The organism is Pantoea sp. Tr-811, assembly GCF_011752535.1.
Lineage (GTDB): Bacteria > Pseudomonadota > Gammaproteobacteria > Pseudomonadales > Pseudomonadaceae > Aquipseudomonas.
This window is the reverse complement of the sequence record NZ_VWXJ01000001.1, coordinates 562,171-589,059: the sequence shown is the minus strand read 5'-3', so window position 1 is coordinate 589,059 and position 26,889 is coordinate 562,171. Positions and strand designations below refer to the sequence as shown.

The following is a 26,889-nucleotide window of genomic DNA, read 5'->3' as shown; positions in this document are numbered from 1 at the left end:
GGCTAGAGCCCGTGCAGCGGCGAATGGCGGCACATTGCCACTTGTCGCCTGACAGCAGAACGACACCGAGTTGGTAGGAGCGAGCAAAGCTCGCGATGGGGCGCGCCGCGGCCCCAGGTTTCAGCTTCGCGGCTGATAACGCCGGGGCTGCTTTGCAGCCCATCGCGAGCTGCGCTCGCTCCTACGGGTGCAGCGTGTGCGCTGCGGCTGTCACTCTTGCTGGGCAAACGCCTGCTCGGCCTGCCAACCACCGCCCAGGGCGGCAATCAGCTGCACGCTGGCCACCAGGCGCCCTTGCAGCAGGTTCAACACGCTGCGCTCATTGCTAAGCGCCGTGGTTTGCACGTTCACCACATCGAGGTAGCCGATCAGCCCTGCCCGGTACTGGTTCTCGGTCAGGCGCAACGAGTCCCGCGCAGCGTCCAGCGCTTCCTGGCGCACCACCGCTTCGTCGCCGTACACCTTCAGTTGCACCAGGTAGTTCTCCACTTCCTTGAAACCGTCCAGCACGGTCTGGCGGTACTTCGCCACCGTCTGGTCATACACCGCCCGGGTACGGTCCACCTCGGCGCTGCGCTTGCCGGCATCGAACAAGGTCAGCGCCAGTTGCGGCCCCACCGACCAATAGCGGTTGGGCAACTCGATCCAGTTGCTGAAACTGCTGCTGGAATAGCCGCCGTTCATGCTCAGGCTCAAATCCGGGAAATAGGCGGCGCGGGCCACACCGATATTGGCGTTGGCAGCCATCACGTTGCGCTCGGCCGAGGCGATGTCGGGGCGCCGCTCAAGCAGTTGCGAGGGCAGCATCACCGGCACCTGCGGCAGCGCCGGCACCTGCTTGCTGTCGGCCAGGGAGAACTCGGCCGGCGCCTTGCCCAACAACACCGCAATGGCGTTCTCGAATTGCGCCCGCTGCCAGGCCAGGTCGATCAGGTCGGCCTGGGTGCTTTTGAGCTGGGTGCGTGCCTGGGCCACCGCATCCGGGCCAGCCACCCCGGCCTGGTACTGGTTCTGGTTCATCTGCAGCGAACGCTCGTAGGTGGCCACGGTGCGTTCCAGCAGGCGCTTCTGTTCATCGATAACCCGCAGCTGCAGGTAGTTCTGCACCAATTCCGACTGTTGGCTCAGGCGAATCGCGGCCAGGTCGGCAAAGCTTGCCTCGGCGCTGGCCTGGTTGGCGTTCATGGCTTCGCGCAACTTGCCCCACAGGTCGATTTCCCAACTCACGCCAAGCTGGGCGTTATAGGTGTCGCGGATACCGCTGCTGTTGTTCGACAGGCTGGAACTGGAGCTGCCGGTTCCCTGCGCCGAACGGTTCCTGCTGGTGGTCAGGTCCAGGCTTGGAAACAGCGAAGCGCGGCTGCTGCGCACCAGCGCCTGGGCCTGGCGGTACTGGGCTTCGGACTGGGCGACGGTCTGGTTGCTGCGGTTAAGCTGCTCGACCAGCGCATTGAGCTCGCTGTCCCCATAGATTTCCCACCAGGCGCCACGGGCGATGGCGTCGGACGGGTTGGCCTGGGTCCAGCCTTCGGCCTGCTTGAACTGCGCCGGGCTGCTCAACTCAGGCCGGTGGTAGTCCGGGCTCAGGGTACAGGCGCTGAGCATCACCGCGCACAGCCCGGCACCGACCAGGCGCGAGCCACGCCCGCGGGTCAGCTGCTGCAAGGCACGGTGAAGTGGAGTCTGGGCAAAGGTCATAGCGGGGTTTCCAGGGCGGCGTCGGTGCGCACACCGCGCCAACGGTTGAATCGATGGCGCAGGCGGTCGAGGTACAGGTACACCACCGGCGTCGTGTAAAGGGTCAGGACCTGGCTGAACACCAGGCCGCCAATAATGGTAATGCCCAACGGCCGGCGCATTTCCGCCCCCTCGGCGCTGCTGATCAGCAGCGGCAAGGCACCGAGCATGGCGGCCAGCGTGGTCATCAGGATCGGCCGCAGGCGCAGCAGGCAGGCTCGGCGAATCGACTCCTCCGGGGTCAGCCCCTGGTGACGCTCCAACTGCAGCGCCAGGTCGATCATCAGGATCGCGTTCTTCTTCACCACACCAATCAGCAGGAACAGCCCCAGCAGCGAAATCAGGCTGAACTCACCGCCCGTGGCGTACAGCGCCAGCAACGCGCCGACCCCGGCCGACGGCAAGGTCGAGAGGATGGTCAGGGGGTGAATGTAGCTTTCGTACAGAATACCCAGCACCAGGTACACCAGCACCAGCGCGCCGAGAATCATGAACGGCTGGCCTTCCTGGGTCTTGGCGAAGGCACTGGCGGTGCCGCCCAGCTTGGCGATCACTTCCTCGGGCAGGCCGAGCTTGGCGACTTCGCGCTCCACCGCGGCCATGGCCTGGTCAGGGCTGTAGCCTTCGGCAACATCGAAGGCGATGTCCTCGGAAGCGAATTGGCCTTCATGGCTGACGCGGTCGTTGGCCAGGCTGTTCTCGTAATGGGCGATGGTCGACAGCGGCACCCGCGCACCGTCACTGGTAATCACCTGCACCTGCTCCAGGGTGCTGGGGTCCCAGGCGTATTTCGGGTTGATTTCCAGCACTACCTGGTACTGGTTGAGGCTGTCGTAGATGGTCGAGATCTGCCGCTGGCTGTAGGCGTTGTTGAGCACCGCCGTGACCATGTCCATGTCGATGCCCAGGCGCTTGGCCTGGTCGCGGTCGACCACCAGGGTCACCTGCTGGGTGCCGGAGCCGTCGCGGGCGTCGATGGCCGTCAGCTCGGGCAGCGCACGCATGGCCGCCACCACTTTCGGGAACCACTGGCGCAAGGCCGCCAGGTCACCGCTCTGCAGGGTGTACAGGTATTGCGAAGAGGTCTGGTCGCGGCCACCGCCGCCCAGCTGCAGGTCCTGGTCGGCCTGCAGGAACAGCCTGCCGCCAGGGACCTTGGGCATTTCCTTGCGCAGGCGCTCGATCACTTTCTGCGCATCGAGCTTGCGCTCGCTGATCGGCTTCAGGCGTACCAGCACCATGGCGTTGTTGGTGCCGCTGTTGCCGCCGATGAAGCCCGCCACGCTCTGCACCGCTGGGTCGGCGAGCAAGGCACGGCGGTAGATGTCCATCTTCGGCTGCATCACGCCGAACGACAAGCCATCGTCGCCGCGGATAAAGCCCATCAACTGGCCGGTGTCCTGCTGCGGCATCAGGGTCTTGGGCACCAGCACGTACAGGGCAATGTTCAAGGCAATGGTCGCCAGCAGGCTGACCAGGGTCAGGCGCCGATGACGCAAGGCCCAGCCCAGGCTGCGGTCATAGGCATTGACCAGGCGCTGGTGCTGCCTGTCGCTCCAGCGCTGCAGGCGCGACGGCTCGGCACGGTGTGGCTGCAGCCAACGCGCGCAGAGCATGGGCGTGAGGGTCAGCGACACCACCAGGGAGACGATGATCGCCGCCGCCAGGGTGATCGAGAACTCCTGGAACAGGTTGCGCACGATGCCGCCCATGAACAGGATCGAGACGAACACCGCCACCAGCGAAACGTTCATCGACAGCAGGGTGAAGCCGACCTCCTTGGCCCCCAGGAAGGCTGCGCGCATGGGCGGCTGGCCATCCTCGATATGCCGCGAGATGTTTTCAAGCACCACGATGGCATCGTCCACCACCAGCCCCGTGGCCAGGATCAGCGCCATCAGCGACAGGTTGTTCAGCGAGAAGCCGCACAGGTACATCACCGCAAAGGTGCCCACCAGCGACACCGGCACCGCCAGGCTGGGGATCAGCGAGGCGCGCAGGCTGCCCAGGAACAGGTAGACCACCAGGATCACCAGCCCCACGGCGATCAGCAGGGTGTGCTCGGCCTCCTTGAGGGTGGCCTTGATCACCGGCGAACGGTCCATGGCCACGTTCAATTGCACATTGGCCGGCAGCAGCGACTCCAGGGCCGGCAATTGCGCCTTGATCTGGTCGACGGTTTCGATGATGTTGGCGCCGGTTTGCCGGTTGACCACCAGCAACACGGCATTCTGGTCGTTGAAGAAGCCGCTGTTGTAGCGGTTCTCCACGCCATCGGTGATGGTTGCAACGTCCGACAGGCGCAGGATGGTGCCGTTTTCCTGGCGGATCACGATCGGCTGGTAGTCCTTGGCTTTTTCCAGCTGGTCGTTGGCCCGTACCTGCCAGTTGCGTTCGGCGTCCTCGACGAAGCCCATGGGCCGGCGCTGGTTGGCGTTGGCCACCGCGGTGCGCACATCGTCCAGCGACACACCGTACTGGTTGAGCAACTGCGGCTCCACCGCGATGCGCACCGCTGGCAGCGAACTGCCACCGATCTGCACTTCCCCTACCCCGCTGACCTGGGCCAGGCTCTGCGACAGGATGGTGTCGGCCAGGTCGTAGAGCTGGCCTTTCTGCAGCACGTCGGAGGTCAAAGACAGCACCATGATCGGTGCCTGCGCCGGGTTGATCTTGCGGTAGGTGGGCATGCTGCGCATGCCGCTGGGCAGCAGGTTGCGGGTGGCGTTGATCGCCGCCTGCACCTCGCGCGCGGCGCCGTCGATGTCGCGCCCCATCTCGAAGCCGATCACCACCCGGGTCGAGCCCTGGTTGGAACTGCTGGTCAGGGTAGTGACGCCAGCGATGCTGCCCAGCTTGCGCTCCAGCGGCGTGGCCACGGTAGCGGCCATGACCTCGGGGCTTGCCCCGGACAGGTTGGCCGACACCACGATCACCGGGAAGTCCATTTGCGGCAGCGGCGACACCGGCAGCAGGCCGAAGCTGACCCCACCCAGCAACATGATCGCCAGGCTCAGCAGCATGGTCGCCACCGGGCGGCGAATGAACGGTGCGGACAGGTTCATGCCTCGGCCTGCCGTGCGTCAGTGGCCGGGCGCCAGCGGCGGCTCAAGCGGTCGAAGTACAGGTAGATGACCGGCGTGGTGAACAGCGTCAGCACCTGGCTCACCAGCAGCCCACCGACCATCACCAGGCCCAGTGGCTGGCGCAACTCGGCACCGGAACCGGTGGCAAGCATCAGCGGCACGGCGCCGAACAGCGCGGCCAGGGTGGTCATCAGGATTGGCCGGAAGCGCAGCAACGCCGCCTGGTAGATGGCCTCGCGCGGGCTCATGCCTTGGTGGCGCTCGGCTTCCAGGGCGAAGTCGATCATCATGATCGCGTTCTTCTTGACGATGCCGATCAGCAGGATGATGCCGATGATCGCGATCATGCCCAGGTCGTTGCCGCTGAGGATCAGCGCCAGCAAGGCGCCGACCGCCGCCGACGGCAGGGTCGAGAGGATGGTCACCGGGTGAATGTAGCTCTCGTAGAGCACACCCAGCACGATGTACATGGTCACCACGGCGGCAAGAATCAGCAGCAAGGTGCTCGACAGCGACGCCTGGAAGGCGTCGGCCGCACCCTGGAAGCGGGTTTGCACGCCCAACGGCATGCCGATGTCCTGCTGCACCTGTTCGATCACCTTCACCGCCTCGCCCAGGGAGGCGCCATGGGCCAGGTTGAACGACAGGGTCACTGCCGGGAACTGGCCGATATGGGAGATGGCCAACTGGGCCTGGCGCTGCTCGATGCGCGCCAGCGCCGACAAGCGCACCTGGCTGCCGTCGGTGGCCTTGACGTGGATTGACTCCAGCGCCGCCGGGCCAATCACCGCGGCATCCCGCGCCTGCAGCACCACGCGGTATTGGCTGGCCTGGGTATAGATGGTGGAAATCTGCCGCTGGCCGAAGGCGTCGTACAGGGCGTTGGTGATCTGCGACACGCTGATGCCCAGGCGGCTGGCCATGTCGCGATCGATCACCAGGTACACCTGCAGGCCTTTGTCCTGCAGGTCACTGGCCACATCCTGCAGTTCGGGGCGCGCCTGCAGGGCCCGCACCAGCGTGCCACTCCATTGCGCCAGCAGGTCGGCGTCGGGCGACGACAGGCTGAACTGGTATTGGGTGCGGCTGACCCGGTCCTCGATGCTCAGGTCCTGCACCGGCTGCATGTACAGGCGGATGCCCACCAGTTTATCGAGCTGCGGCTGCAGGCGGCTGATGACTTCGCTGGCGGTGACGTCGCGTTCGCCGTGTGGCTTGAGGTTTATCAGCAAACGGCCGCTGTTGAGCGTGGCGTTATCGCCGTCCACGCCAATGTACGACGACAGGCTCTGCACCGCCGGGTCCTTGAGAATCAGCTGGCTCAGCGCCTGCTGGCGCTCGCTCATGGCGGCGAACGAGGTCGACTGCGGGGCCTCGGAAATGCCCTGGATCACCCCGGTGTCCTGCACCGGGAAGAAGCCTTTGGGCACCGCCATGTACAGCACCACGGTCAGCGCCAGGCTGGCCACGGCCACCAGCAGGGTCAGCGGCTGGTGCCGGAGCACCCACTGCAGGCCGCGGCCATAGTGTTCGATCAGCCAGTCGATCCAGGCACCGCTGGCGCGGTAGAAGCGGCCCTGCTCGTGGGCCTCGGGCTCGCGCTTGAGCAGGCGCGCGCACATCATCGGCGTCAGGGTCAGCGACACCACCAGGGAAATCAGGATCGCCACCGCCAAGGTGATGGCGAACTCGCGGAACAGGCGCCCGACCACATCGGCCATGAACAGCAGCGGGATCAGTACCGCGATCAGCGAGAAGGTCAGCGAGATCAGGGTGAAGCCGATCTGCCGGGCGCCCTTGAGCGCGGCCTGCATCGGCGTCTCGCCCTCCTCGATGTGCCGCGAGATGTTCTCCAGCATGACGATGGCGTCGTCGACCACGAAGCCGGTGGCGATGGTCAGCGCCATCAGGGTCAGGTTGTTGATCGAGAAACCGGCCAGGTACATCACGCCGAAGGTGCCGATCAGTGACAGCGGCACGGCAATCGACGGAATCAGGGTAGCGCTGAAGCGGCGCAGGAATACGAAGGTGACCATCACCACCAGCACGATGGCGATCAGCAGTTCATGCTGGACATCCTTGACCGCCGCGCGAATGGTCTGGGTGCGGTCGGTGAGCACCGACACGTCAAGGCCTGCCGGCAGGTTGTCGGTGATCGACGGCAGCAGCTGCTTGATGCGGTCGACCACCTCGATCACGTTGGCACCGGGCTGGCGCTGGATATTCAACAGTACTGCCTGGTTCTGGTTGGCCCAGGCCGCCAGGCGCTCGTTCTCGGCGCCATCGACGATCTCGGCCACATCCTTCAGGCGCAGGGGCGCACCGTTGGTGTAGGCCAGGATCAGGTTGGCGTACTCTTCGGGGGACCGCAGCTGGTCATTGGCATCGAGCATCGACACCCGGGTCGGGCCGTCGAAGTTGCCCTTGGGCTGGTTGACGTTGGAAGCGCCGATCAGGGTGCGCACGTCGTCAAGGTTCAGGCCATTGGCCGCCAGGGCATCGACATTGACCTTGATCCGCACCGCCTGGCGCTGGCCACCGGCAATGCTGACCATGCCCACGCCGCTGATCTGCGCAAGCTTCTGCGCCACGCGCGTGTCGACCAGGTCGTTGAGCTTGGGCAGCGGCATGGTCTTGCTGGAAATCGCCAGGGTCAGCACCGGGGTGTCGGCCGGGTTGACCTTGTTGTACACCGGCGGCGCCGGCAGGTCGCTGGGCAGCAAGTTGCTGGCGGCGTTGATGGCCGCCTGCACCTGCTGCTCGGCAACGTCCATGTTCATGTCCAGGCTGAAGCGCAGGGTCAGCACCGAGGCGCCGCCGGAGCTGGTCGAAGCCATCTGCTCCAGGCCCGGCATCTGGCCGAACTGGCGCTCCAGCGGGGCGGTGACGGCGCTGGTCATCACCTGTGGGCTGGCGCCGGGGTACAGGGTCATGACCCGGATGGTCGGGTAGTCGACCTGGGGCAAGGCCGACACCGGCAGCAGCTTGTAGGCGATCAGGCCGGCCAGGACGATGGCCAGCATGGTCAGCGTGGTGGCGACCGGGCGCAGGATGAACAGGCGGGACAGGTTCATGCGCCCGCCTTGGCTGCCGCTTTAGCCGAAGGCCGCTCATCGGCCTGGGCCGAGCCCTTGGCGTCCTGGCCCTGCAAGTGCTGGCCAGGGGTGGTGGGCACCTGCGAGCTGTCTTCGACCACTTCGACCTTGGTGCCTTCGCGCAGGCGGTCGGTGCCTTCGAGCACCAGGCGGTCGCCGGCCTTGAGGCCGTCGAGGATCACGCTGTTCTGGCCGTCGCTGGCGCCGACCTTGAGCTTGCGAACGTTGACGGTGTTCTGCGCGTTCACCACATAGGCGAAGGTGCCGTCGTTGCCGAACTGTACGGCCGCCGCCGGGGCCAGCACCACTTGCTTGAGGGTGTCGGCCAGCAGGCGCACGTTGACGAACTGGTTGGGGAACAGGGCCAGGTCCTTGTTCTCGAAGCGGCCCTTGAACTTCAGGGTGCCGGTGGTGGTGTCGATCTGGTTGTCGATGCTGCCCAGCACGCCGCTGGCCTGCAGCTTGCTGTCACTGCGGTCCCAGGCTTCGACCGGCAGGCTGGCGCCGCTGCGGTAGCGCTCAAGCACGGTGCTCAGCTCGGTTTCCGGCAAGGTGAAGGCCACGTTGATCGGCTCGGTCTGGGTGATTATCACCAGCGCGGTGGTGTCGTTGGCTGCCACCAGGTTGCCCAGGTCGAGCTGGCGCAGGCCCACACGGCCGCTGATGGGCGCGCGGATCTGGGTGAAATCGAGGTTCAGGCGGGCATCGTTGACCTGCGCCTGGTTGGTCTTGACCAGCCCCTGGAACTGCCCTACCTGGGCTTCGGCGGTGTCGAGGGTCTGCTTGGCGATGCTGTCCTGGGCGAACAGGCCTTTATAGCGCGCCAGGTCGACTTGGGCGTTCTTCAGCTGCGCCTGGTTCTGCGCCAGCGTGCCTTCGGCCTGCTGCAGGGCGATACGGTAGGAACGCGGGTCGATTTCGGCGAGCAGGTCGCCGGCCTTGACCTGCTGGCCTTCCTTGAAGTGGATCTTGACCAGCTCACCGGCCACGCGGCTACGCACGTTGACCGTATTGGTGGCGGTGACCGTACCCAGGGCCTTGTAGTAAAGCGGGAAGTCACCCACTTTCACAGGTTCCACACGCACCGGCACCGGGTCCGTGGAGCCGCCAAAGCCCGGGCGCCCGCCCATGCCCATGCCTGCGCCCTTGCCGCCACGCCCGCCACCGGCGGCCTTGTGCTCGGGCGCTGTTGCTGCGGGCCACAACCACCAGGCGAGCAACGCCACCAGAAGCAGGATCAGCAGGCCGACGAGCCAGCGACGAGGGGATCGGGAATTGGACACTTGCATGGGTTGAACGAACCTTGTTCAGAAATGGCGGCTGGGGGATGTGAACGATAAGCACTGGCACCGTTATAGCAAAGTCCCTTTACCAGAGGTTTACCTTTGCCTGACGTTGCCAAGACGCTGAACTTTAAATGAAAACGGCCCGGAAAAGGTTCCGGGCCGTTACAGGGTGTTGCTTGGAGCGATAGTGAGCTGACGAGTTCCTTGACCTGCACCGGCCTCTTCGCGGGCACAGGCTGAAGCCAATCAACCGGCCCCGATGCAATCCTTACTTCAGCACCGCCAGGGCTGCCTCGTAGTTCGGCTCGTGGGCGATTTCGCCAACCAGTTCGCTGTGCAGCACCTTGTCGTTCTCGTCCAGCACCACCACGGCACGGGCAGCCAGGCCAGCCAGCGGGCCGTCGGCAATGGCAACGCCGTAGTTCTGCAGGAACTCGGCACCGCGCAGGGTCGACAGGTTCTTCACGTTCTCCAGGCCTTCAGCACCGCAGAAGCGCGCCTGGGCGAACGGCAGGTCGGCCGAGATGCACAGCACCACGGTGTTGGCCACGTCGTTGGCCTGGGCGTTGAACTTGCGCACGGAGGTGGCGCAGGTTGGGGTGTCAACGCTTGGGAAGATGTTCAGCACCTTGCGCTTGCCAGCGAAGCTTTCCAGCGTGGTGTCGGCCAGGTCGCCGGCTACCAGGGAGAAAGCAGGTGCCTGGGCGCCAGCCTTCGGCAGCTCGCCCTTGACCTGTACCGGGTTGCCTTTGAGAGTCACTTGAGCCATGGCGGAAATCCTTATGCGGGGTTTGAAAAGGACCCTGAGTTAAGCATGAAGCAGCGCAAGTGCCTATAAGCAAACGTGAAATTGTTTTATTGCCGGACAATTATTGTGGACAAAAAAATGTCCGGGTGGCGACAGCCGACCCGGACATTGCTCATCTGGCGCGGTGTATCACGGGATCAGGCCGTACACCACCGAGGTCAGCGCCACGACGCCGATCACGACCACGAACACATTGGACAGCGCACCGCTGTACTTGCGCATCGACGGCACGCGACGAATGGCGTACATCGGCATCAGGAACAGCAGCACGGCGAGAATCGGGCCGCCCAGCGACTCGATCATGCCCAGGATGCTTGGGTTGAGCGTGGCAACCACCCAGCACACCACCAGCATCAGCGCGGCAACCACACGGTCCAAGGCCTTGGCGCCCGGGCGCGCGCCGGTCTTGGCGATGATGCCCTTGAGGCCTTCGCTGGCGCCGATGTAGTGGCCCAGGAACGACTTGGCAATGGCCACGAACGCGATCAACGGTGCGGCGAAGGCGATGGTCGGGTTGCTGAAGTGGTTGGCCAGGTACGACAGGATCGACAGGTTCTGCGCCTTGGCTTCCGCCAGTTGGGCGCTGTCGAGGGTCAGTACGCAGCTGAACACGAAGAACAGCACCATCACCACCATCAGCAGGTGGGCACGGCGCAGGATCTGGCCGCTGCGCTGGTCGGCGTGCTCGCCGTAGCTGCGCTTCTGGTCCACCGCGAAGGCCGAGATGATCGGCGAATGGTTGAACGAGAACACCATCACCGGAATCGCCAGCCACAGGGTATGCAGGAAGGCCGAGCCCGACGGCACCTGGGCGGCGCTGTCGAGGATGCCGCCGGTCCAGTGCGGCACCAGGTACAGGCCCAGCAGCGCCAGGGCAACGATGAACGGGTAGACCAGCAGGCTCATCACCTTGACCGTGGCTTGCTCGCCGCAGCGCACGATCGCCAGCAGGCCGAGGATCAGCACGAACGACAGGATCGCCCGTGGCGGTGGCGCCATGTGCAACTGGTGCTCCATGAAGCTGCTGACGGTGTTGGTCAGTGCCACGCTGTAGATCAGCAGGATCGGGAAGATGGCGAAGAAGTACAGCACCGTGATCAGCGCACCGGCCTTGATGCCGAAATGCTCCTCGACCACTTGGGTGATGTCGCCACCGCTGCGCCCGGACAGCACGAAACGGGTCAGTGCACGGTGGGAGAAGTAGGTCATGGGGAAGGCCAGCGCCGCCAGGATAAGCAGCGGCCAGAAGCCGCCGAGGCCGGCGTTGATCGGCAGGAACAGGGTTCCGGCGCCAATGGCTGTGCCAAACAGGCCCAGCATCCAGGTAGTGTCGTGACGCGACCAGCTGCCGAGGGTGGCGGGGGTCGATTCTGCAAAGCGTTGTTCAACGCTTGGGGCCTGCTCATTCATTCCGGGTGAAGCTCCACTCGCAAGACTGCAACAGGCTGAGAATGGCGAAACAGTGCGCTCGCCCAACTCAACCGGAAAAGAGGGGCGCGATTGTGCACGGAAAGGTTGCACTTGCGAAGCCCCAATCCGAGGGGCGGTTGCACTTGTCTTTACAAGCAGGTTGTGCCTGGGCCCAATTGCGTAGGAGCGGGCTTGCCCCGCGAACACGGGCCAAGCCCGTGTCAGGCACCGAGGCGCCTGCTTCGCGGGGCAAGCCCGCTCCTACACATGGCGCCTGGGTTATCGTTGAACAGCGGCGAACGCTTCGGCGACCTGCTTGAGGTTGTCAGGGCGCAGGCCCGACATGCACACCCGGCCGCTGTCGATCAGGTAAACGCCGAACTCGTCACGCAGGCGACGCACCTGCTCGACGCTGAACCCGGTGTAGCTGAACATGCCGCGCTGGCGCAGGAAGAACTGGAAGTCCTGGCCCGGCAGCAGCACCGCCAGGGCGTCGACCAGCGCCTGGCGCATGTCGAGGATACGCTTGCGCATCACTTCCACTTCCGCCGCCCACTGGGCGTTCAGGGCCGCATCGCCGAGCACGCCGGCAACCAGTTGGGCACCGAAGTTGGGCGGGCTGGAGTAGTTGCGGCGCACGGTCGCCTTGAGCTGGCCGAGCACGCTCTGGGTGGTGGCTTCGTCGTCGCAGACCACCGACAGGCCTCCTACCCGCTCGCCGTACAGCGAGAAGATCTTGGAGAACGAGTTGCTGACCAGGCACGGCACGCCGGCACGGGCCATTTCGCGAATGGCATAGGCGTCTTCGACCAGGCCTTCGCCGAAGCCCTGGTAGGCGATGTCGAGGAACGGAATCAGCTGGCGCGCCTTGACCACTTCCACCACTTGCTGCCACTGCTGCGGTTCCAGGTCGGCACCGGTGGGGTTATGGCAGCACGGGTGCAGCAGCACGATGCTGTTGGCCGGCAGGCCCTGCAGGGCTTGCAGCATGCCGGCAAAGTCGACGCCACGGCTGGCCTGGTCGAAGTACGGGTAGTTGTGCACCTTGAACCCGGCACCTTCGAAGATCGCGCGGTGGTTGTCCCAGGTCGGGTTGCTGACCCAGACTTCCGACTGCGGGAAGTAACGCTTGAGGAAATCGGCACCCACCTTCAGCGCGCCGGAGCCGCCAACGGTCTGCACGGTGGCCACGCGCTTGCCGGTCACGGCCGGGTGGTCATTGCCGAACAGCAGCGCCTGGATGGCCTGGCGGTAGCTGGCCAGGCCTTCCATGGGCAGGTACAGCGAGGCTTCGTGGGCTTGGCCGGCGATGCGTTTTTCCACCGCATCCACCGCCGCCAACTGCGGCACCACGCCAGCCTCATCGTAATACAGGCCAATACTCAGGTTGACCTTGTTGGCGCGCGGGTCGGCCTTGAAGGTTTCCATCAACGAGAGGATCGGGTCGCCGGCATAGGCATCGACATGTTTGAACACAGCGTGCAGCTCCTTGGATCAGGACAGTTCGGAAAGGCTGCCCCGAGGATACCCGCAGTTGCGCCCGAGGAACATCACATAAGTGCAAGGTTGTCTATGCAACATTGCACGCGGCGATCCTCTTGTAGGAGCGGGCTTGCCCCGCGAACACCGGCAGAGCCGGTGCCATGCATCGCGGTGCCTGCTTCGCGGGTCAAGCCCGCTCCTACAGAAATATCATTTCAATTAGTGGGCCCGTTCAGCCAAGCAACGCCCGCAACCCTTGCAACTCCCCTTCACTCACCGCCACCCCCTCGCGCCCCGCCACTTCACGCTCACGATAGCGCCGTTCTCCTGGCATCCGCGACAGCCCCGCCGCCTGCATCTGCTCAACCAGCTCCCGGCTGCGCTGGGCAAACCGATCCCCTTCGGCCTTGCTCGGGTCGATGACGATAATCAGCTGCCCGGTCCACGGCGTCTTCGCCCCGGGATGCCCCGACCAGTCGAATTCCCAGGAGAAATGCCCGCCGGTCAGCGCCGCCGCCAGCAGCTCGACCATCATCGACAGCGCCGAGCCCTTGTGCTCGCCAAACGGCAACAATGCGCCGCCTTCCAGAATGGCCTTGGGGTCGGTGGTGGGTTGCCCATCGGCATCCACGCCCATGCCTGCGGGCAGTTGCTGGCCCTCGCGCGCCGCAATCTGCACATCGCCGTGGGCCATGGCGCTGGTGGCCATGTCGAAGACGAGCGGCTCATGCCCCGCGCACGGCGCGGCAAAGGCAATCGGGTTGGTGCCGAACAGCGGCTTGCGTGCACCGTGGGGCACCACGCAGGTCATGCTGTTGACCACGCTCAGGGCCACCAGCCCCTGCTCGGCGAACGGCTCGACATCCGGCCACAGCGCGGCGAAATGGTGCGAGTTGTGAATCGCCAGCACAGCGATGCCGGCGTTGCGGGCTTTTTCCACCAGCAAGGCGCGCGCCGCCGCCAGCGCCGGCTGGGCAAAGCCGCCGCGTGCATCCACACGCACGAACCCCGGCGCCACATCGCTCACCTGGGGTACAGCGCGGCCATCGACCCAGCCGCTGGCCAGGGTCGACACGTAGCCGGGCATGCGAAACACCCCGTGGCTGTGGGCGCCATCGCGCTGGGCGCTGGCGCAGTTGTCGGCCAGCACCGCGGCCACCGCCTCGCTGCAGCCGTGGCGCTGGAAAATGGCCTGCAACAACCCTTGCAACTCAGCCAGGGGCATGCGCAAGGACGGGCCGGAAGACGATGCAGACATCTGTAGCTCCTTTATTGGAATTGGACTGGCGACAGGTGAGGCAAGCAAACCTTTGCATGACCTGGCCTGCCCAGCAAGGGCTGCCCGATCATTGCGCGGCTGCAATGAGCCGCTTGCATCGTTAAATATTATTGACCAAGCCCCCTGCCAAACCCTTGCCGGCTGAGGCTCGCAAGGGTTTAAGCCCCGTATTTAGGCGCCCGGAGGCGTTTTTGCTCGTTTGACATATCGAACGGCTCTGGCAAGCTATCCACAAGCCCCGACCGGCATCGCCCACTGACGAGCCGGCAGTGCTCGGGACTTCAGGTAGCACATCGAGGCCAAGGCCGTGCACCTGCACAACAACGACAGGCAGAGCCCTGTCATAAGGTGACATATGTCCAACAGCAACATTGGCAACAAGCAACCTTCCCTGCGCAAACCCGTCGTCCTGATGACCATGGGCAGCCAAGAGCGCAAAGGCCATGACTACCAGGTCATGACCCACAAATACATCACTCCGCTGGTCGACTTCGCCGATTGCGTGCCGGTTCTGGTGCCCACCTGCTGTGGCATCGACGACCTGGACACCTACCTGGACATGGCCGACGGCGTGTACCTGACCGGCGCTGGCAGCAACATCGACCCGGCCCTGTACGGCCAGGAGAATCAAACCCCCGGCAAGGGCCAGGACCAGAACCGCGACCTGTTCGACATTCCGCTGGTCAAGGCGGCGATCAAGCGTGGCCTGCCGATCTTCGGCATCTGCCGCGGCATGCAGGAAATCAACGTGGCCCTGGGCGGTGATATCTACCAGAAGGTGTATGCCGAGCCAGGCTTCAACGACCACCGGGAAAACCCGGAAGATCCGGTTGAGGTGCAGTACGCGCAGGTGCATGGCGTGAAGATCAAGCCGGGCAGCTGGCTGCGCGACACCCTGGGCACCGACGAAATTCGCGTCAACTCGCTGCATGGCCAGGGCCTGCGTAACCTGGGCGCCGGCATCGAGCCAATCGCCCATGCCGAGGACGGCCTGGTCGAGGCGATTCATGCGCCAAGCATTTCGCCGTTCCTGTTTGCCGTGCAGTGGCACCCGGAATGGCAAGCGGCGAAGAACCCGGACTCGATCAAGATGTTCCAGGCCTTCGGCGACGCCTGCCGCGCCCAGGTGCGCAAAGCCCAGATCAAGCGCCAACAGGCAGCCTGATCGCCCGGTTTCAGCTTCGTTAGTTTTGATCGCGGGGCGGCGCAAGGCCGCCCCCGTTTTCCCGGTCACCCTCTGCTGGTCCCAGAACACCTCCCGTGGAAGCGGGCGGCGGGCTTGTGCCTGTCTCCGCGATCGTTTTTTTATTTCCCCTTGTTAGAGATACGATGACTGCTCAGGTGGTTGTCGTGGGATTTTCTGCGCCTGCGAGATCGAGCGCCGCCCGCGCGGCGCTTCGCGAGCTGCGCTCGCTCCTACGTTTTTTTCGGGCCAATTATTCCTGCCGGAAACAAACGTAGGCGCGACCGTAGGTCGCGATGCGCCGCGCGGGCGGCGCTCGATATCCGCACCACCGCAAAACTCAAACCGATCACCCGCCCACCCAGACACCCACACAAAAATTTTCTGCCAAGGGGGACTAGCCATCGAGCAGGTTGTACGATAACTTACCTCCAACACAGAGCAACACCCTTCACCCCAAGCGCCACAGGATGCCAACAACAATGACTCCACAAGAACTGAAATCCATCCTCTCCCACGGCCTGCTGTCTTTCCCGGTCACCGACTTCAACGCCCAGGGCGACTTCCACCAGGCCGGCTACATCAAGCGCCTGGAATGGCTGGCCCCCTACGGCGCCAGCGCGCTGTTCGCCGCCGGTGGCACCGGTGAGTTCTTCTCCCTGGCCGCCAGCGAGTACAGCCAGGTAATCAAGACCGCCGTCGACACCTGCGCCAAGTCGGTTCCGATCCTCGCCGGCGTGGGCGGCTCCACTCGCCAGGCCATCGAATACGCGCAAGAAGCCGAGCGCCTGGGGGCCAAGGGCCTGCTGCTGCTGCCACACTACCTGACCGAAGCCAGCCAGGACGGCGTTGCCGCCCACGTCGAAGCCGTGTGCAAATCGGTGAAAATCGGCGTAGTGGTGTACAACCGCAACGTCTGCCGCCTGAACGCCAACCTGCTCGAACAACTGGCCGAACGCTGCCCGAACCTGATCGGCTACAAGGACGGCCTGGGCGACATCGAACTGATGGTGTCGATCCGTCGCCGCCTGGGTGACCGTTTCAGCTACCTGGGTGGCCTGCCGACCGCCGAGGTGTATGCTGCCGCTTACAAGGCCCTCGGTGTGCCGGTGTACTCCTCGGCGGTGTTCAACTTCATTCCCAAGACCGCGATGGACTTCTACCACGCCATCGCCCGCGACGATCACGCCACCGTGGCCAAGCTGATCGACGATTTCTTCCTGCCGTACCTGGACATCCGCAACCGCAAGGCAGGCTACGCCGTGAGCATCGTCAAGGCCGGCGCCAAGATTGCCGGTTACGATGCAGGCCCGGTTCGCACGCCGCTGACCGACCTCACCGCCGAAGAATATGAAATGCTCGCCGCCCTGATGGACAAGATGGGCCCGCAATAAGCGCACCCCGCGGCCTGCCAATGCCGCCTCCGGAGTGGGCCTGCCCCACTCCGGCTACAACTCGTGAGCCCGCACAAAAATAACTAGTGGGAGTATTACCAGCATGCAAGCGACTAAAAAGACGCATGTGCGCTACCTGATCCTGTTCATGCTGTTCCTGGTGACCACGATCAACTACGCAGACCGAGCCACCATCGCCATCGCAGGCTCCAGCCTGCAGAAAGACCTCGGCATAGACGCCGTTACCCTCGGTTATATCTTCTCCGCCTTCGGATGGGCTTACGTGGCCGGGCAAATTCCCGGCGGCTGGTTGCTGGACCGCTTCGGTTCGAAGAACGTCTACGCCTTCAGCATCTTCACCTGGTCACTGTTCACCCTGCTGCAGGGCTTTGTCGGCGGCCTGCCAGTGGCCTGGGCCGTGGTCACCCTGTTCACCCTGCGCTTTCTGGTCGGGTTCGCCGAAGCCCCGTCGTTCCCGGGCAACGCCCGTGTGGTTGCAGCCTGGTTCCCAACCCAGGAGCGCGGCACTGCCTCGGCGATCTTCAACTCGGCGCAATACTTTGCCACCGCCCTGTTCGCCCCGATCATGGGCTGGATCGTGTTCAGCTTCGGCTGGGAACACGTGTTCGTGGTGATGGGTGGCCTGGGGATCGTGTTCTCCATGGTGTGGCTCAAGACCATCTACAACCCGCGCCAACACCCGCGCATCAGCCAAAGCGAACTCGACCACATCGAGCAGAACGGCGGCCTGGTCGACATGGACCAGAAACGCGGCAACGACGGCCCGAAATGGGGCTACATCAAGCAACTGCTGACCAGCCGCATGCTCCTGGGCGTGTACCTGGGCCAGTATTGCATCAACGCCATCACCTACTTCTTCCTCACCTGGTTCCCGGTGTACCTGGTGCAGGAGCGCGGCATGACCATCCTCAAGGCAGGCTTCATCGCCTCGCTGCCGGCGGTGTGCGGCTTCATCGGTGGCGTGCTGGGCGGGGTGATCTCGGACTGGCTGCTGCGCCGTGGCAACTCGCTGACCTTCTCGCGCAAGCTGCCGATCGTCTGCGGCCTGTTGCTGTCGACCACCATGGTCTTCTGCAACTACGTGGATGCCGAATGGATGGTGGTCGGCTTCATGACCCTGGCCTTCTTCGGCAAAGGCATCGGCGCGCTGGGCTGGGCGGTGGTGGCAGACACCTCGCCCAAGCAGATCGCCGGGCTGTCGGGCGGCCTGTTCAACACCTTCGGCAACATCGCCTCGATCACCACGCCCATCGTCATCGGCTACATCATCAGCGCCACCGGCTCGTTCAAGTGGGCCCTGGTGTACGTGGGCGCCAACGCCTTGGTGGCGGTGTTCAGCTACCTGGTGATCGTCGGCCCGATCAAGCGAATCGAGCTGCTCGAAGACGCCCCCAAGCCACAGGCTGAGCCCGTCGCCCCAGGCGAACTGGCCAGCTCGCGCCACTGAGTGAACACGCCCGCGCGGGCCACAGCCTGCGCGGGCGGATGTACAAAAAGCCTGAGAACCTGACAAGTAGGGCCAAACCATGCAGTTGATCGAACATTCCGACTCGCCCCGCTACGTCCGCCTGCACGATGACGACAATGTCGTGGTGGTGGTCAACGACGGCGGCCTGGGCGAAGGCGCCCGCTTCGCCGACGGCCTGACCTTGGTCGAAGGCGTGCCGCAAAGCCACAAGGTGGCCACCGTTGCGATTGCCAAGGGCGAGCCCGTGCGCCGCTATGGGCAGATCATCGGTTACGCACTCGAAAACCTGCGCCAGGGCAGCTGGGTGCAGGAAACCCAACTGGCCATGCCAGCCGCCCCGGAGCTGGACAGCCTGCCACGCTGCGACGCAGTGCCAGCCCCCCTGCCGCCGCTGGAGGGCTTCACCTTCGAAGGCTACCGCAACGCCGATGGCACCGTCGGCACGCGCAACATCCTTGGCATCACCACCACCGTGCAATGCGTAACCGGCGTGCTGGAGCATGCGGTCAAGCGCATCCGCAGCGAACTGCTGCCCCAATACCCCAACGTCGACGACGTGGTCGCCCTCACCCACAGCTACGGTTGCGGCGTGGCGATCAACGCCCGTGACGCCTATATCCCGATCCGTACCGTACGCAACCTGGCGCGCAACCCGAACCTCGGTGGCGAAGCGCTGGTGATCAGCCTGGGCTGCGAAAAACTCCAGGCCGGCCAGGTGATGCACGAAGGCGACCCCTCGGTGGACCTCAGCGAACCCTGGCTGTACCGCCTGCAGGACGCAAGCCTGGGCTTTGCCGAAATGATCGAGCAGATCATGGGCCTGGCCGATACACGCCTGAAGAAACTCAACCAGCGCCGCCGCGAAACGGTGCCGGCCAGCGAACTGATCCTGGGCATGCAGTGCGGTGGCAGCGACGCCTTCTCCGGCATCACCGCCAACCCGGCGCTGGGCTATGCCGCCGACCTGCTGGTGCGCGCCGGCGCCACCGTGTTGTTCTCGGAAGTGACCGAGGTGCGCGACGCCATCTACATGCTCACCTCCCGCGCCGAAAACCAGGACGTGGCAGGCGCCCTGGTGCGCGAGATGGACTGGTACGACCGCTACCTGCAGCAAGGCGCCGCCGACCGTAGCGCCAACACCACGCCTGGCAACAAGAAAGGCGGGTTGTCCAATATCGTCGAGAAGTCCCTGGGCTCGATCGTCAAGTCCGGCAGTGGCGCCATCCAGGGCGTGCTCGGGCCTGGCGAGCGGGTCGACCGCAAGGGCCTGATCTTCTGCGCCACCCCGGCCAGCGACTTCGTCTGCGGCACGCTGCAACTGGCCGCCGGCATGAACCTGCATGTGTTCACCACTGGCCGCGGCACCCCCTATGGCCTGGCCATGGCCCCGGTGGTCAAGGTGTGCACCCGCAGCGAACTGGCCCAGCGCTGGCCCGACCTGATCGACATCGACGCCGGGCGCATCGCCAGTGGCCGTTCGAGCATCGAGGAGCTGGGCTGGGAGCTGTTCCACTACTACCTGGACGTGGCCAGCGGCCGCAAGCAGACCTGGGCCGAACGGCACCGCCTGCACAACGACATCACCCTGTTCAACCCGGCACCGATTACCTGATGACCAAGGCCAGCTCGATCTTCACGCCCATGGCAACTCCCTGTAGGAGCGGGCTTGCCCGCGAACACCGGCAAAGCCGGTGCCATGCACCGCGTCGCCTGCTTCGCGGCACAAGGCCGCTCCTACAGGGGCCAATCGAGCCGGCCGGATCACTTTTTTATTCACCCCTCTCTACAGGAGCACCCCATGCCTGAGATCCTCGGCCACAACTTCATCGCCGGCCAGCGCAGCGCCGCCGGCCCACAGCGCCTGCAGAGCCTGGACGCCAGCACCGGCGAGGCCCTGCCCTACAGCTTCGCCCAGGCCACCGAGGCCGAAGTGGACCAGGCCGCCAAGGCCGCCGCCGCCGCCTTCGCCGAGTTCCGCCAACTGGCCCCGGCGCGGCGCGCCGAATTCCTCGACGCCATTGCCGCCGAACTGGACGAACTGGACGACGCCTTCGTCGCCATCGTCTGCCGTGAAACCGCCCTGCCCGCCGCACGCATCCAGGGCGAGCGTGGCCGCACCAGCGGCCAGATGCGCCTGTTCGCCCAGGTGCTGCGCCGGGGTGACTTCCTCGGCGCACGCATCGACCTGGCCCTGCCCGAACGCCAGCCGCTGCCGCGCGTCGACCTGCGCCAGATGCGCATCGGCGTTGGCCCGGTGGCCGTGTTCGGCGCCAGCAATTTCCCGCTGGCCTTCTCCACCGCCGGTGGCGACACCGCTGCCGCCCTGGCCGCTGGCTGCCCGGTGGTGTTCAAGGCGCACAGCGGCCACATGGCCACCGCCGACCTGGTCGGTTGCGCCATCGTTCGCGCTGCCGAGCGCACCGGCATGCCCAAGGGCGTGTTCAACATGGTGTTCGGCGGTGGCGTGGGCGAGCCGCTGGTCAAGCACCCGGCCATCCAGGCCGTTGGCTTCACCGGTTCGCTCAAGGGCGGCGACGCCCTGTGCCGCATGGCCGCCGAGCGGCCACAGCCGATCCCGGTGTTCGCCGAGATGTCCAGCATCAACCCGGTAATCATCCTGCCGGGCGCCCTGGCCAAGCGTGGCGAAGCCATTGCCCGCGAACTGGCCGGTTCCGTGTGCCTGGGTGCCGGGCAATTCTGTACCAACCCGGGCCTGGTCATCGGCCTGCAGTCAGCATCGTTCAGCCAACTGCTCGCCGACCTCGGCCAGCACCTGGACCAGCAAGCCGGCCAAACCCTGCTCAACGCGGGCGGCCTGCGCAGCTACGTGGGTGGGCTTGAGCACCTGCACGCCCATGCGGGCATCGAGCACCTGGCCGGCCAGGCCCAGCAAGGCAGCCAGGCCCGCGCCCAGCTGTTCAAGGCCGACGCCCGGCTGCTGGTAGACGCCGACCCGCTGTTGCAGGAAGAAGTGTTCGGCCCGACTACCGTTGCCGTGGAAGTGGCAGACACCGCACAACTGCGCGCCGCCCTGCTCGGCCTGCGCGGCCAGCTGACGGCCACGCTGATTGGCGAGCCAGAGGACTTCCAGGCCTTCGCCTGGCTGGTGCCGTTGCTGGAAGAGAAAGTCGGCCGGATTCTGGTCAATGGCTACCCGACCGGTGTGGAAGTGTGTGACGCCATGGTTCACGGCGGGCCGTATCCAGCCACCTCCGATGCCCGTGGCACCTCGGTCGGCACCCTGGCCATCGACCGTTTCCTGCGCCCGGTGTGCTACCAGAACTACCCGCAGGCGCTGTTGCCCGAGGCACTGCGTGACAGCAACCCACTGGGCCTGCGCCGCCTGGTCAACGGGCAGTGGAGCGAAGGGACGGTCTGATTGCCCTGAAACAACAAAGCCCCGCATCTGCGGGGCTTTTCTTTGGTGCAGCTTGTGCCTACGGCGGTTACACCAACCTGGTAGGAGCGAGCGTAGCTCGCGAAGGGCCGCGCAGCGGACCCAGGGGTTTCAGCTTCGCGGCACATGATGCTGGGGCTGCCTTGCAGCCCATCGCGAGCTACGCTCGCTCCTACCAGGCCATCGGCAACGGGTGAAACGGTAAAGGGCCAGCCCTGCCTACACAGGCCTCAGGCCCCCAGCGCCTCGGCCTCTTCATGGGCCTGGCGCAGACGCTCGCGGCTGTTGCTCAGGTGCATGCGCATGGCCATCTTCGCCCCTTCGCTGTCGCGCCGGGCAATGGCTTCGTAGATGGCCTCGTGCTCGTGCATCAGCCGGCTCATGTAATGCGCCTGGTCATCATGGGCCAGGCGCGCCGAATTCAACCGGGTACGCGGAATGATGCTGGTGCCCAGGTGGTTGATGATATCGGCGAAGTAATGGTTGCCGCTGGCCTGGGCGATGCGCAGGTGGAACTGAAAATCCGCCGACACCGCATCCAGGGCATGGGCGGCCCCTTCGTTGAGCTCATCGAGCGCGGCACGCATGCCCGCCAGCTCCTCGTCACTGCGCCGCTGCGCGGCAAGGCCTGCCGACTCGATCTCCAAGGCAATGCGCAGCTCCAGCACCGCCAGCACTTCGCGCAGCGTCACCACCGTGGCCGGGTCGATACGGAACCCCCCGGTTGCCGGGGCGTCGAGCACGAAGGTGCCGATGCCATGGCGCGTCTCGACCTGCCCGGCAGCCTGCAGCCGCGAGATCGCCTCACGCACCACGGTGCGGCTGACGCCCTCCTCGGCCATGATCTGCGACTCGGTCGGCAGTTTGTCGCCGCGCTTGAGCTGGCCGCTGCGAATCCGCTCGGTCAATACCGTGACCAGTTCCTGGGCCAGACTGCGTGGCTTGCGCCGGGTCTTTGCCTGTACCTGCTGCTCTGTCATGCCCTGTGTTTCACCTTGAAAGACAGCCGTCATGATAGCGCAAGCAGTTGTACGATCACATACACCCGGCGCGCTATTTATTACAAAGCCGCCGTCGGCGCACGCCCCAGCACCCGGGCGTATTCGTCACGTGCATGCTGCTCGGTGAACTCCCCTGCCCACTTGGCCACCACCACAGTGGCCACGCTGTTGCCGATGGTGTTGCACGCAGCCATGGCCATGGACATGAACCGGTACACGCCAAACAGCAATGCCAGGCCCTCCACCGGCAGCACGCCAATGGCCGTGACGGTGGCGGCGAACACCACGAAACTGCCGCCCGACACCGCCGCAGCGCCCTTGGAAGTCACCAGCATGATGGCCAGGATGCCCAACTGCTGCTCCCAACCCAACGGCACGCCGTAGGCATTGGCAATGAACAGCACACTCAGCGACATGTACAGCGACGTGCCATCGAGGTTGAAGGCATAACCGGTTGGCAGCACCAGCCCCACGCTCTGCTTCGAGCAGCCGAACCGCTCCAGCTTCTGCAGCAGGCGCGGCAAGGCGCTTTCCGACGACGCCGTGCCCAGCACGATGAATATCTCGTCCTTGATGTACGCCAGAAAGCGCAGGAAGCTGAAGCCCGACAGGCGGCACACCGCGCCCAGCACCACGAACAGGAAGAACGCCACCGCCACGTAGAACATCAGCACCAGGTTGGCCAGCGACATCAGCACCGCCGAGCCGTTGCTGCCCACGGCATAGGCCACCGAACCGAAGGCGCCCAGCGGGGCGAACTTCATGATCAGGTTGATGAACTCGAAGAAGCATTCCGAAACACGGTTGAGGCCGTCCTCGATCACCTCCCGGCGTTCCTGCTTCAACGCCAGCAAGGCGAAGCCGAACAGCACGGCAATCACCAGCACCTGCAACAGCTGGCCACCCGCGAAGGCGCCGACGAAATTGTCCGGGAAGATGCCGTAGATGAAGTCCATGGTCGACGTCGGCGCATGGCCCTTGGCAACCGCAGCCGATGCCGCTGCCGAGGCGGCGCTGCTGGCGTGGGCACCGTGCATGCCCGAGCCGATGCCGATCAGGTTGCCCCACAGCAGGCCAATGGCCAGGGCCAGGGTCGACAGCACCTCGAAGTACACCAGGGCACGCCAACCAACCTTGCCCACCCGCTTGATGTCACCGGCCGAGGCAATGCCGTGCACCACGGTGAAGAACACCAGCGGCGCAACGGCCGTCTTGATCAGCTTGAGAAAGATATCCCCGAGCACCTTGAACGTGGCAGCGAGCTCGGGGGCGATGAAACCAAAGGCGATGCCCAGCAGCATCGCCGCCACAACCTGGAAGGTCAGGTCCTTGTAGAGCGGTTTTTTCAACGTGGAAGACATGGCTGCATTCTCATTGTTCTTGTAGAAAAACACGCCGTGGCCCGGCCATTCGCCGGGCCGCGGTGCACATCAGCGGGCGACGGCGCCCGGGCGGGCCAGGGCCAGGTCGACCATCTGCGGCGCCATGCCCAGGTAGTTGGCCGGGTCGCACAACCCCTGGAGGGTGGCCAGGTCCAGGCTTGCGGTGGCTTCACCCTGGGCCTGCAGCGCTTCGAGCAGGCTGATGCCCTGGTCGTTGGCCACGCGGCAGGCGGCGTAAACCACGTCGTGGGCCACCTGACGGCCCAAGGCCGGTGCCAGGCCCATCATCACCGCCTCGGCAACGATCAGGCCCTGGGTCATGTCGAGGTTCTTGCGCATGCGCTCGGTGCGCACGTCCAGCCCGGCGAGCATGAAGCGCGCCTGGCCCAGCGAGGCGGCAGTGAGGGCGAAGGCCTCGGGAATGGCGATCCACTCTGCCTGCCAGGGGCCAGTGGAGCGCTCGAAGTCCTGGATCATCGCATCGAGCATCAGCCCGGCTTGCTGGCGCACGCCCTTGGCAGCGGCATACATCAGCTCGCAGGAGATCGGGTTGCGCTTCTGCGGCATGGTGCTGCTGGCACCACGGCCCTTGACGAATGGCTCGTAGGCTTCGCCCAGCTCGCTGGTCATCATCATCATGATGTCCAGCGCCACCTTGCCCAGCGAGGCGCTGACCAGACCCAGGAAATTCAGGGTTTCGGCCAGGCCGTCACGGGCCACGTGCCAGGTCGCCTGGGGTACGCCCAGGCCCAGTTCGGCCATCAACGCCGCCTGCACCTCCAGGCCCTTGTCACCCAGTGATGCCAGGGTGCCGGCGGCCCCGGCGAACTGCCCCACTTCCACCCGCGGGCGCAACTCGACCAGGCGCTCGGCGTGGCGGTCGAACATGCTCAGCCACACCGCGCACTTGTAGCCGAAGGTGATTGGCAGCGCGTGCTGCAGGTGGGTACGGCCGGCCATCGGCGTGTCGCGGTAGCGCTGCGCCAGTTCGGCCAGCAGGCCACGCACGGCCTGCACGTCGCGCTCGACGATGGCCAGGGCGGCGCGCACCTGCAGCACCACGGCGGTGTCCATGATGTCCTGGGTGGTAGCCCCCCAGTGCACGTAGCGGCCAGCCTCGCCGCACAGCTTGGACAGCTGCTCGACCAGCGGCAGGATCGGGTAGCCGACGATCTCGGTTTCGTGCTGCATCAGCGCCAGGTCCAGCGCGTCGTAGCGCGACAGCTCGGCAATCTGCGCCGCAGCCTCGGCCGGAATCACCCCGCAGCGGGCCTCGGCCCTGGCCAGGGCCACTTCAACTTCGATATAGCGCTCGATCAGCGCCTGGTCAGAGAACACCGCACGCATTTCGGCGGTGCCGAACATGTCGCGGAACAGGGTGGAGTCGAAAACGGTGGTGGACATGGGCGGCCATCCTGAAATGTTGTTATTGAGCGTACATATTTTATATGTCCGTACATAATTCTTGCCCCAGCGCTGATACACTGTCAACCGGTGCATTTGACGGGACAGACCGAAGGCATGAACGAAACGCGATACGCCGTGGTGGCCAAGGACTTGATGGAAGGCATCGCCAGTGGCCGTTACCCCGTGGGCAGCCTGCTGCCTACCGAGTTCGAGCTGTGCGATTTGTACGACGTGAGCCGCCACACGGTGCGGGCGGCCATCAACCAGCTGCTCAACCAGGGCCTGGTGTCACGCCGCAAGCGGGTCGGTACGCGGGTCGAGGCCAGCAGCCCACGGGGTGGCTACTCCCAGTCGCTGGCAACGGTGGCGGACCTTGCCCACCTGGCGGAAACCCAGCAGCGGGAAATTCAGGACGTGCGCCATTTCGTGGCCGACCTGGGCGAGGCGGCGCGCCTGGGGCTGGTGCCGGGCGAGCATTACTTCTGCGTGTCGAGCATCCGGGTCGACCGCCAGCACAATGCCGCCCCGCTGTGCTGGACGGATGTCTACGCCCAGCGTGACTACGCCGAGGTCATCGACCTCGCCCGCGCGCAGCCGGGCCAATTGATCGCCAGCCTGATCGAGCAGCATTACGGGCGCGCCATTGCCGTGGTCGACCAGCAGGTACGGGCGGTGTTGCTGCCGGTGGAGTTGGCGCGTGTGTTGAAGGCCGAGGCAGGTTCGCCTGGGTTGAAGATTCTGCGTCATTACCGCGACGACAGCGGCGAGTTGATGGCCGTGTCCGAGACGGTGCACCCGGATGACCGCTTCACCCTGGTAACCCAGATGCGCCGGGACAAAGCCCCCGCCTGACCCGAAAACGGTGGTAGGAGCGAGCGTAGCTCGCGATGCGATCTACCAGGCGCCACATGCCTTGAGGTATGGGCCCGTCTGTGAGATCGCATCGCGAGCTACGCTCGCTCCTACCAAGGTTGCGTTATCGCTCGGGGTAACAATGCCAGCAAGATACTGGCCCCCAGGCCTGCGAAGCGCGGGCAAACTTCGTTCATCTTCAGATGCTTAGGACAGCAACATGCGAACATTTCTAGCAGCGATGGCCGGCTGCCTGCTTGCCACCGTCGCCTTCGCCGCCCAGGCTCGGGCACTGGACCAGAACGACCGCAACGTCTGTGGCTGGGGCTCGCAGATCGCCGCCGAGGCCCAGCACGCCAAGCTTTCCGGGGTCACCCTGTACGCCACCCGCAAGAAGCTGCAAGTGCGGCGCTTCCCCAAGCCGTGGATGCGCATGACCGCCTTCGGCATCACCGAGCAAACCTACAACAGCCGCTCGCGGCTGCAGCCTGCGGCGATCAAGCAGACGTACTACGAGCAGTGCGTTCAGCATGCCATTGCGAAAAAATAATCCATACAGAACAATAAGTTAGATCACATATGTGATCTAACTTATTTAAGA

18 protein-coding genes are annotated in these 26,889 nt (G+C 64.9%); 7 read left to right on the top strand and 11 right to left on the bottom strand.

Annotated elements, in window-relative coordinates; genetic code table 11:
- Nucleotides 1-210: 210 nt before the first annotated feature.
- The 8 genes from F3J44_RS02550 to F3J44_RS02515 all read right to left on the bottom strand — a co-directional run bounded on the left by F3J44_RS02550 (nucleotide 211) and on the right by F3J44_RS02515 (nucleotide 14,162).
- Entirely contained in the window at nucleotides 211-1,698 is a 1,488-nt protein-coding gene (locus F3J44_RS02550) for an efflux transporter outer membrane subunit (RefSeq protein ID WP_167061011.1), read from the bottom strand.
- Nucleotides 1,695-4,802, bottom strand: coding sequence for an efflux RND transporter permease subunit (locus tag F3J44_RS02545; protein WP_167061008.1), 3,108 nt, complete (start codon nucleotides 4,800-4,802; stop codon nucleotides 1,695-1,697). The genes F3J44_RS02550 and F3J44_RS02545 overlap by 4 nt, the downstream gene beginning before the upstream one ends.
- On the bottom strand, nucleotides 4,799-7,897 hold the full coding sequence (locus F3J44_RS02540; RefSeq protein ID WP_167270472.1) for an MdtB/MuxB family multidrug efflux RND transporter permease subunit: 3,099 nt from the start codon (nucleotides 7,895-7,897) through the stop codon (nucleotides 4,799-4,801). Before F3J44_RS02540 ends, F3J44_RS02545 begins: the two co-directional genes overlap by 4 nt.
- The gene (locus F3J44_RS02535; RefSeq protein WP_167270470.1) at nucleotides 7,894-9,207 is read right to left on the bottom strand and encodes an MdtA/MuxA family multidrug efflux RND transporter periplasmic adaptor subunit; all 1,314 of its coding nucleotides are present in this window, start codon (nucleotides 9,205-9,207) and stop codon (nucleotides 7,894-7,896) included. Before F3J44_RS02535 ends, F3J44_RS02540 begins: the two co-directional genes overlap by 4 nt.
- 265 nt (nucleotides 9,208-9,472) lie before the next feature.
- The gene (gene tpx / locus F3J44_RS02530) at nucleotides 9,473-9,973 is read right to left on the bottom strand and encodes a thiol peroxidase (RefSeq protein ID WP_167060999.1); all 501 of its coding nucleotides are present in this window, start codon (nucleotides 9,971-9,973) and stop codon (nucleotides 9,473-9,475) included.
- A 168-nt stretch (nucleotides 9,974-10,141) separates the two neighbouring features.
- The gene (locus F3J44_RS02525; RefSeq protein ID WP_167060996.1) at nucleotides 10,142-11,422 is read right to left on the bottom strand and encodes a serine/threonine transporter; all 1,281 of its coding nucleotides are present in this window, start codon (nucleotides 11,420-11,422) and stop codon (nucleotides 10,142-10,144) included.
- A 279-nt stretch (nucleotides 11,423-11,701) separates the two neighbouring features.
- Nucleotides 11,702-12,898, bottom strand: a complete 1,197-nt coding sequence (locus tag F3J44_RS02520; protein ID WP_167270468.1) for an amino acid aminotransferase — start codon at nucleotides 12,896-12,898, stop codon at nucleotides 11,702-11,704.
- Nucleotides 12,899-13,136: 238 nt separating this feature from the next.
- Entirely contained in the window at nucleotides 13,137-14,162 is a 1,026-nt protein-coding gene (locus tag F3J44_RS02515; RefSeq protein ID WP_167270466.1) for an Ldh family oxidoreductase, read from the bottom strand.
- 376 nt (nucleotides 14,163-14,538) lie between these two features.
- Here F3J44_RS02515 and F3J44_RS02510 point away from each other — a divergent pair, with 376 nt between their 5' ends.
- The 5 genes from F3J44_RS02510 to F3J44_RS02490 all read left to right on the top strand — a co-directional run bounded on the left by F3J44_RS02510 (nucleotide 14,539) and on the right by F3J44_RS02490 (nucleotide 21,628).
- Complete coding sequence (locus tag F3J44_RS02510) at nucleotides 14,539-15,348, top strand: gamma-glutamyl-gamma-aminobutyrate hydrolase family protein (protein ID WP_167060990.1); 810 nt, start codon at nucleotides 14,539-14,541, stop codon at nucleotides 15,346-15,348.
- Nucleotides 15,349-15,848: 500 nt separating this feature from the next.
- Nucleotides 15,849-16,760 carry a 5-dehydro-4-deoxyglucarate dehydratase gene (kdgD, locus tag F3J44_RS02505; protein ID WP_167060988.1) on the top strand — a complete coding sequence of 304 codons (912 nt, stop codon included), beginning with the start codon at nucleotides 15,849-15,851 and terminating at the stop codon, nucleotides 16,758-16,760.
- A 103-nt stretch (nucleotides 16,761-16,863) separates the two neighbouring features.
- Nucleotides 16,864-18,228 (top strand): MFS transporter, encoded by a 1,365-nt coding sequence (locus F3J44_RS02500; RefSeq protein ID WP_167060986.1) that lies wholly within the window; start codon nucleotides 16,864-16,866, stop codon nucleotides 18,226-18,228.
- Between the two features lie 79 nt (nucleotides 18,229-18,307).
- Nucleotides 18,308-19,861 carry a galactarate dehydratase gene (garD, locus tag F3J44_RS02495; protein WP_167060984.1) on the top strand — a complete coding sequence of 518 codons (1,554 nt, stop codon included), beginning with the start codon at nucleotides 18,308-18,310 and terminating at the stop codon, nucleotides 19,859-19,861.
- A 186-nt stretch (nucleotides 19,862-20,047) separates the two neighbouring features.
- The gene (locus tag F3J44_RS02490) at nucleotides 20,048-21,628 is read left to right on the top strand and encodes an aldehyde dehydrogenase (NADP(+)) (RefSeq protein ID WP_167270464.1); all 1,581 of its coding nucleotides are present in this window, start codon (nucleotides 20,048-20,050) and stop codon (nucleotides 21,626-21,628) included.
- A 248-nt stretch (nucleotides 21,629-21,876) separates the two neighbouring features.
- On the opposite strand, the gene F3J44_RS02485 is transcribed toward F3J44_RS02490, so the two are convergent.
- The 3 genes from F3J44_RS02485 to F3J44_RS02475 form a co-directional block, all read right to left on the bottom strand.
- Nucleotides 21,877-22,626 carry a FadR/GntR family transcriptional regulator gene (locus F3J44_RS02485; RefSeq protein ID WP_167060980.1) on the bottom strand — a complete coding sequence of 250 codons (750 nt, stop codon included), beginning with the start codon at nucleotides 22,624-22,626 and terminating at the stop codon, nucleotides 21,877-21,879.
- Nucleotides 22,627-22,706: 80 nt separating this feature from the next.
- A complete protein-coding gene (locus F3J44_RS02480; RefSeq protein WP_167270462.1) occupies nucleotides 22,707-24,008 on the bottom strand; it encodes a cation:dicarboxylate symporter family transporter in 1,302 nt (433 codons plus the stop codon).
- Between the two features lie 69 nt (nucleotides 24,009-24,077).
- Nucleotides 24,078-25,433: an adenylosuccinate lyase family protein gene (locus F3J44_RS02475; RefSeq protein WP_167270460.1), complete on the bottom strand. Its 1,356-nt coding sequence runs from the start codon at nucleotides 25,431-25,433 to the stop codon at nucleotides 24,078-24,080.
- A gap of 117 nt (nucleotides 25,434-25,550) precedes the next feature.
- On the opposite strand from F3J44_RS02475, the gene F3J44_RS02470 reads away from it, so the two are divergent.
- Both F3J44_RS02470 and F3J44_RS02465 read left to right on the top strand, forming a co-directional pair.
- A complete protein-coding gene (locus F3J44_RS02470; RefSeq protein ID WP_167060976.1) occupies nucleotides 25,551-26,288 on the top strand; it encodes a GntR family transcriptional regulator in 738 nt (245 codons plus the stop codon).
- A gap of 220 nt (nucleotides 26,289-26,508) precedes the next feature.
- Entirely contained in the window at nucleotides 26,509-26,838 is a 330-nt protein-coding gene (locus F3J44_RS02465; protein ID WP_167270458.1) for a hypothetical protein, read from the top strand.
- Nucleotides 26,839-26,889: the final 51 nt, after the last annotated feature.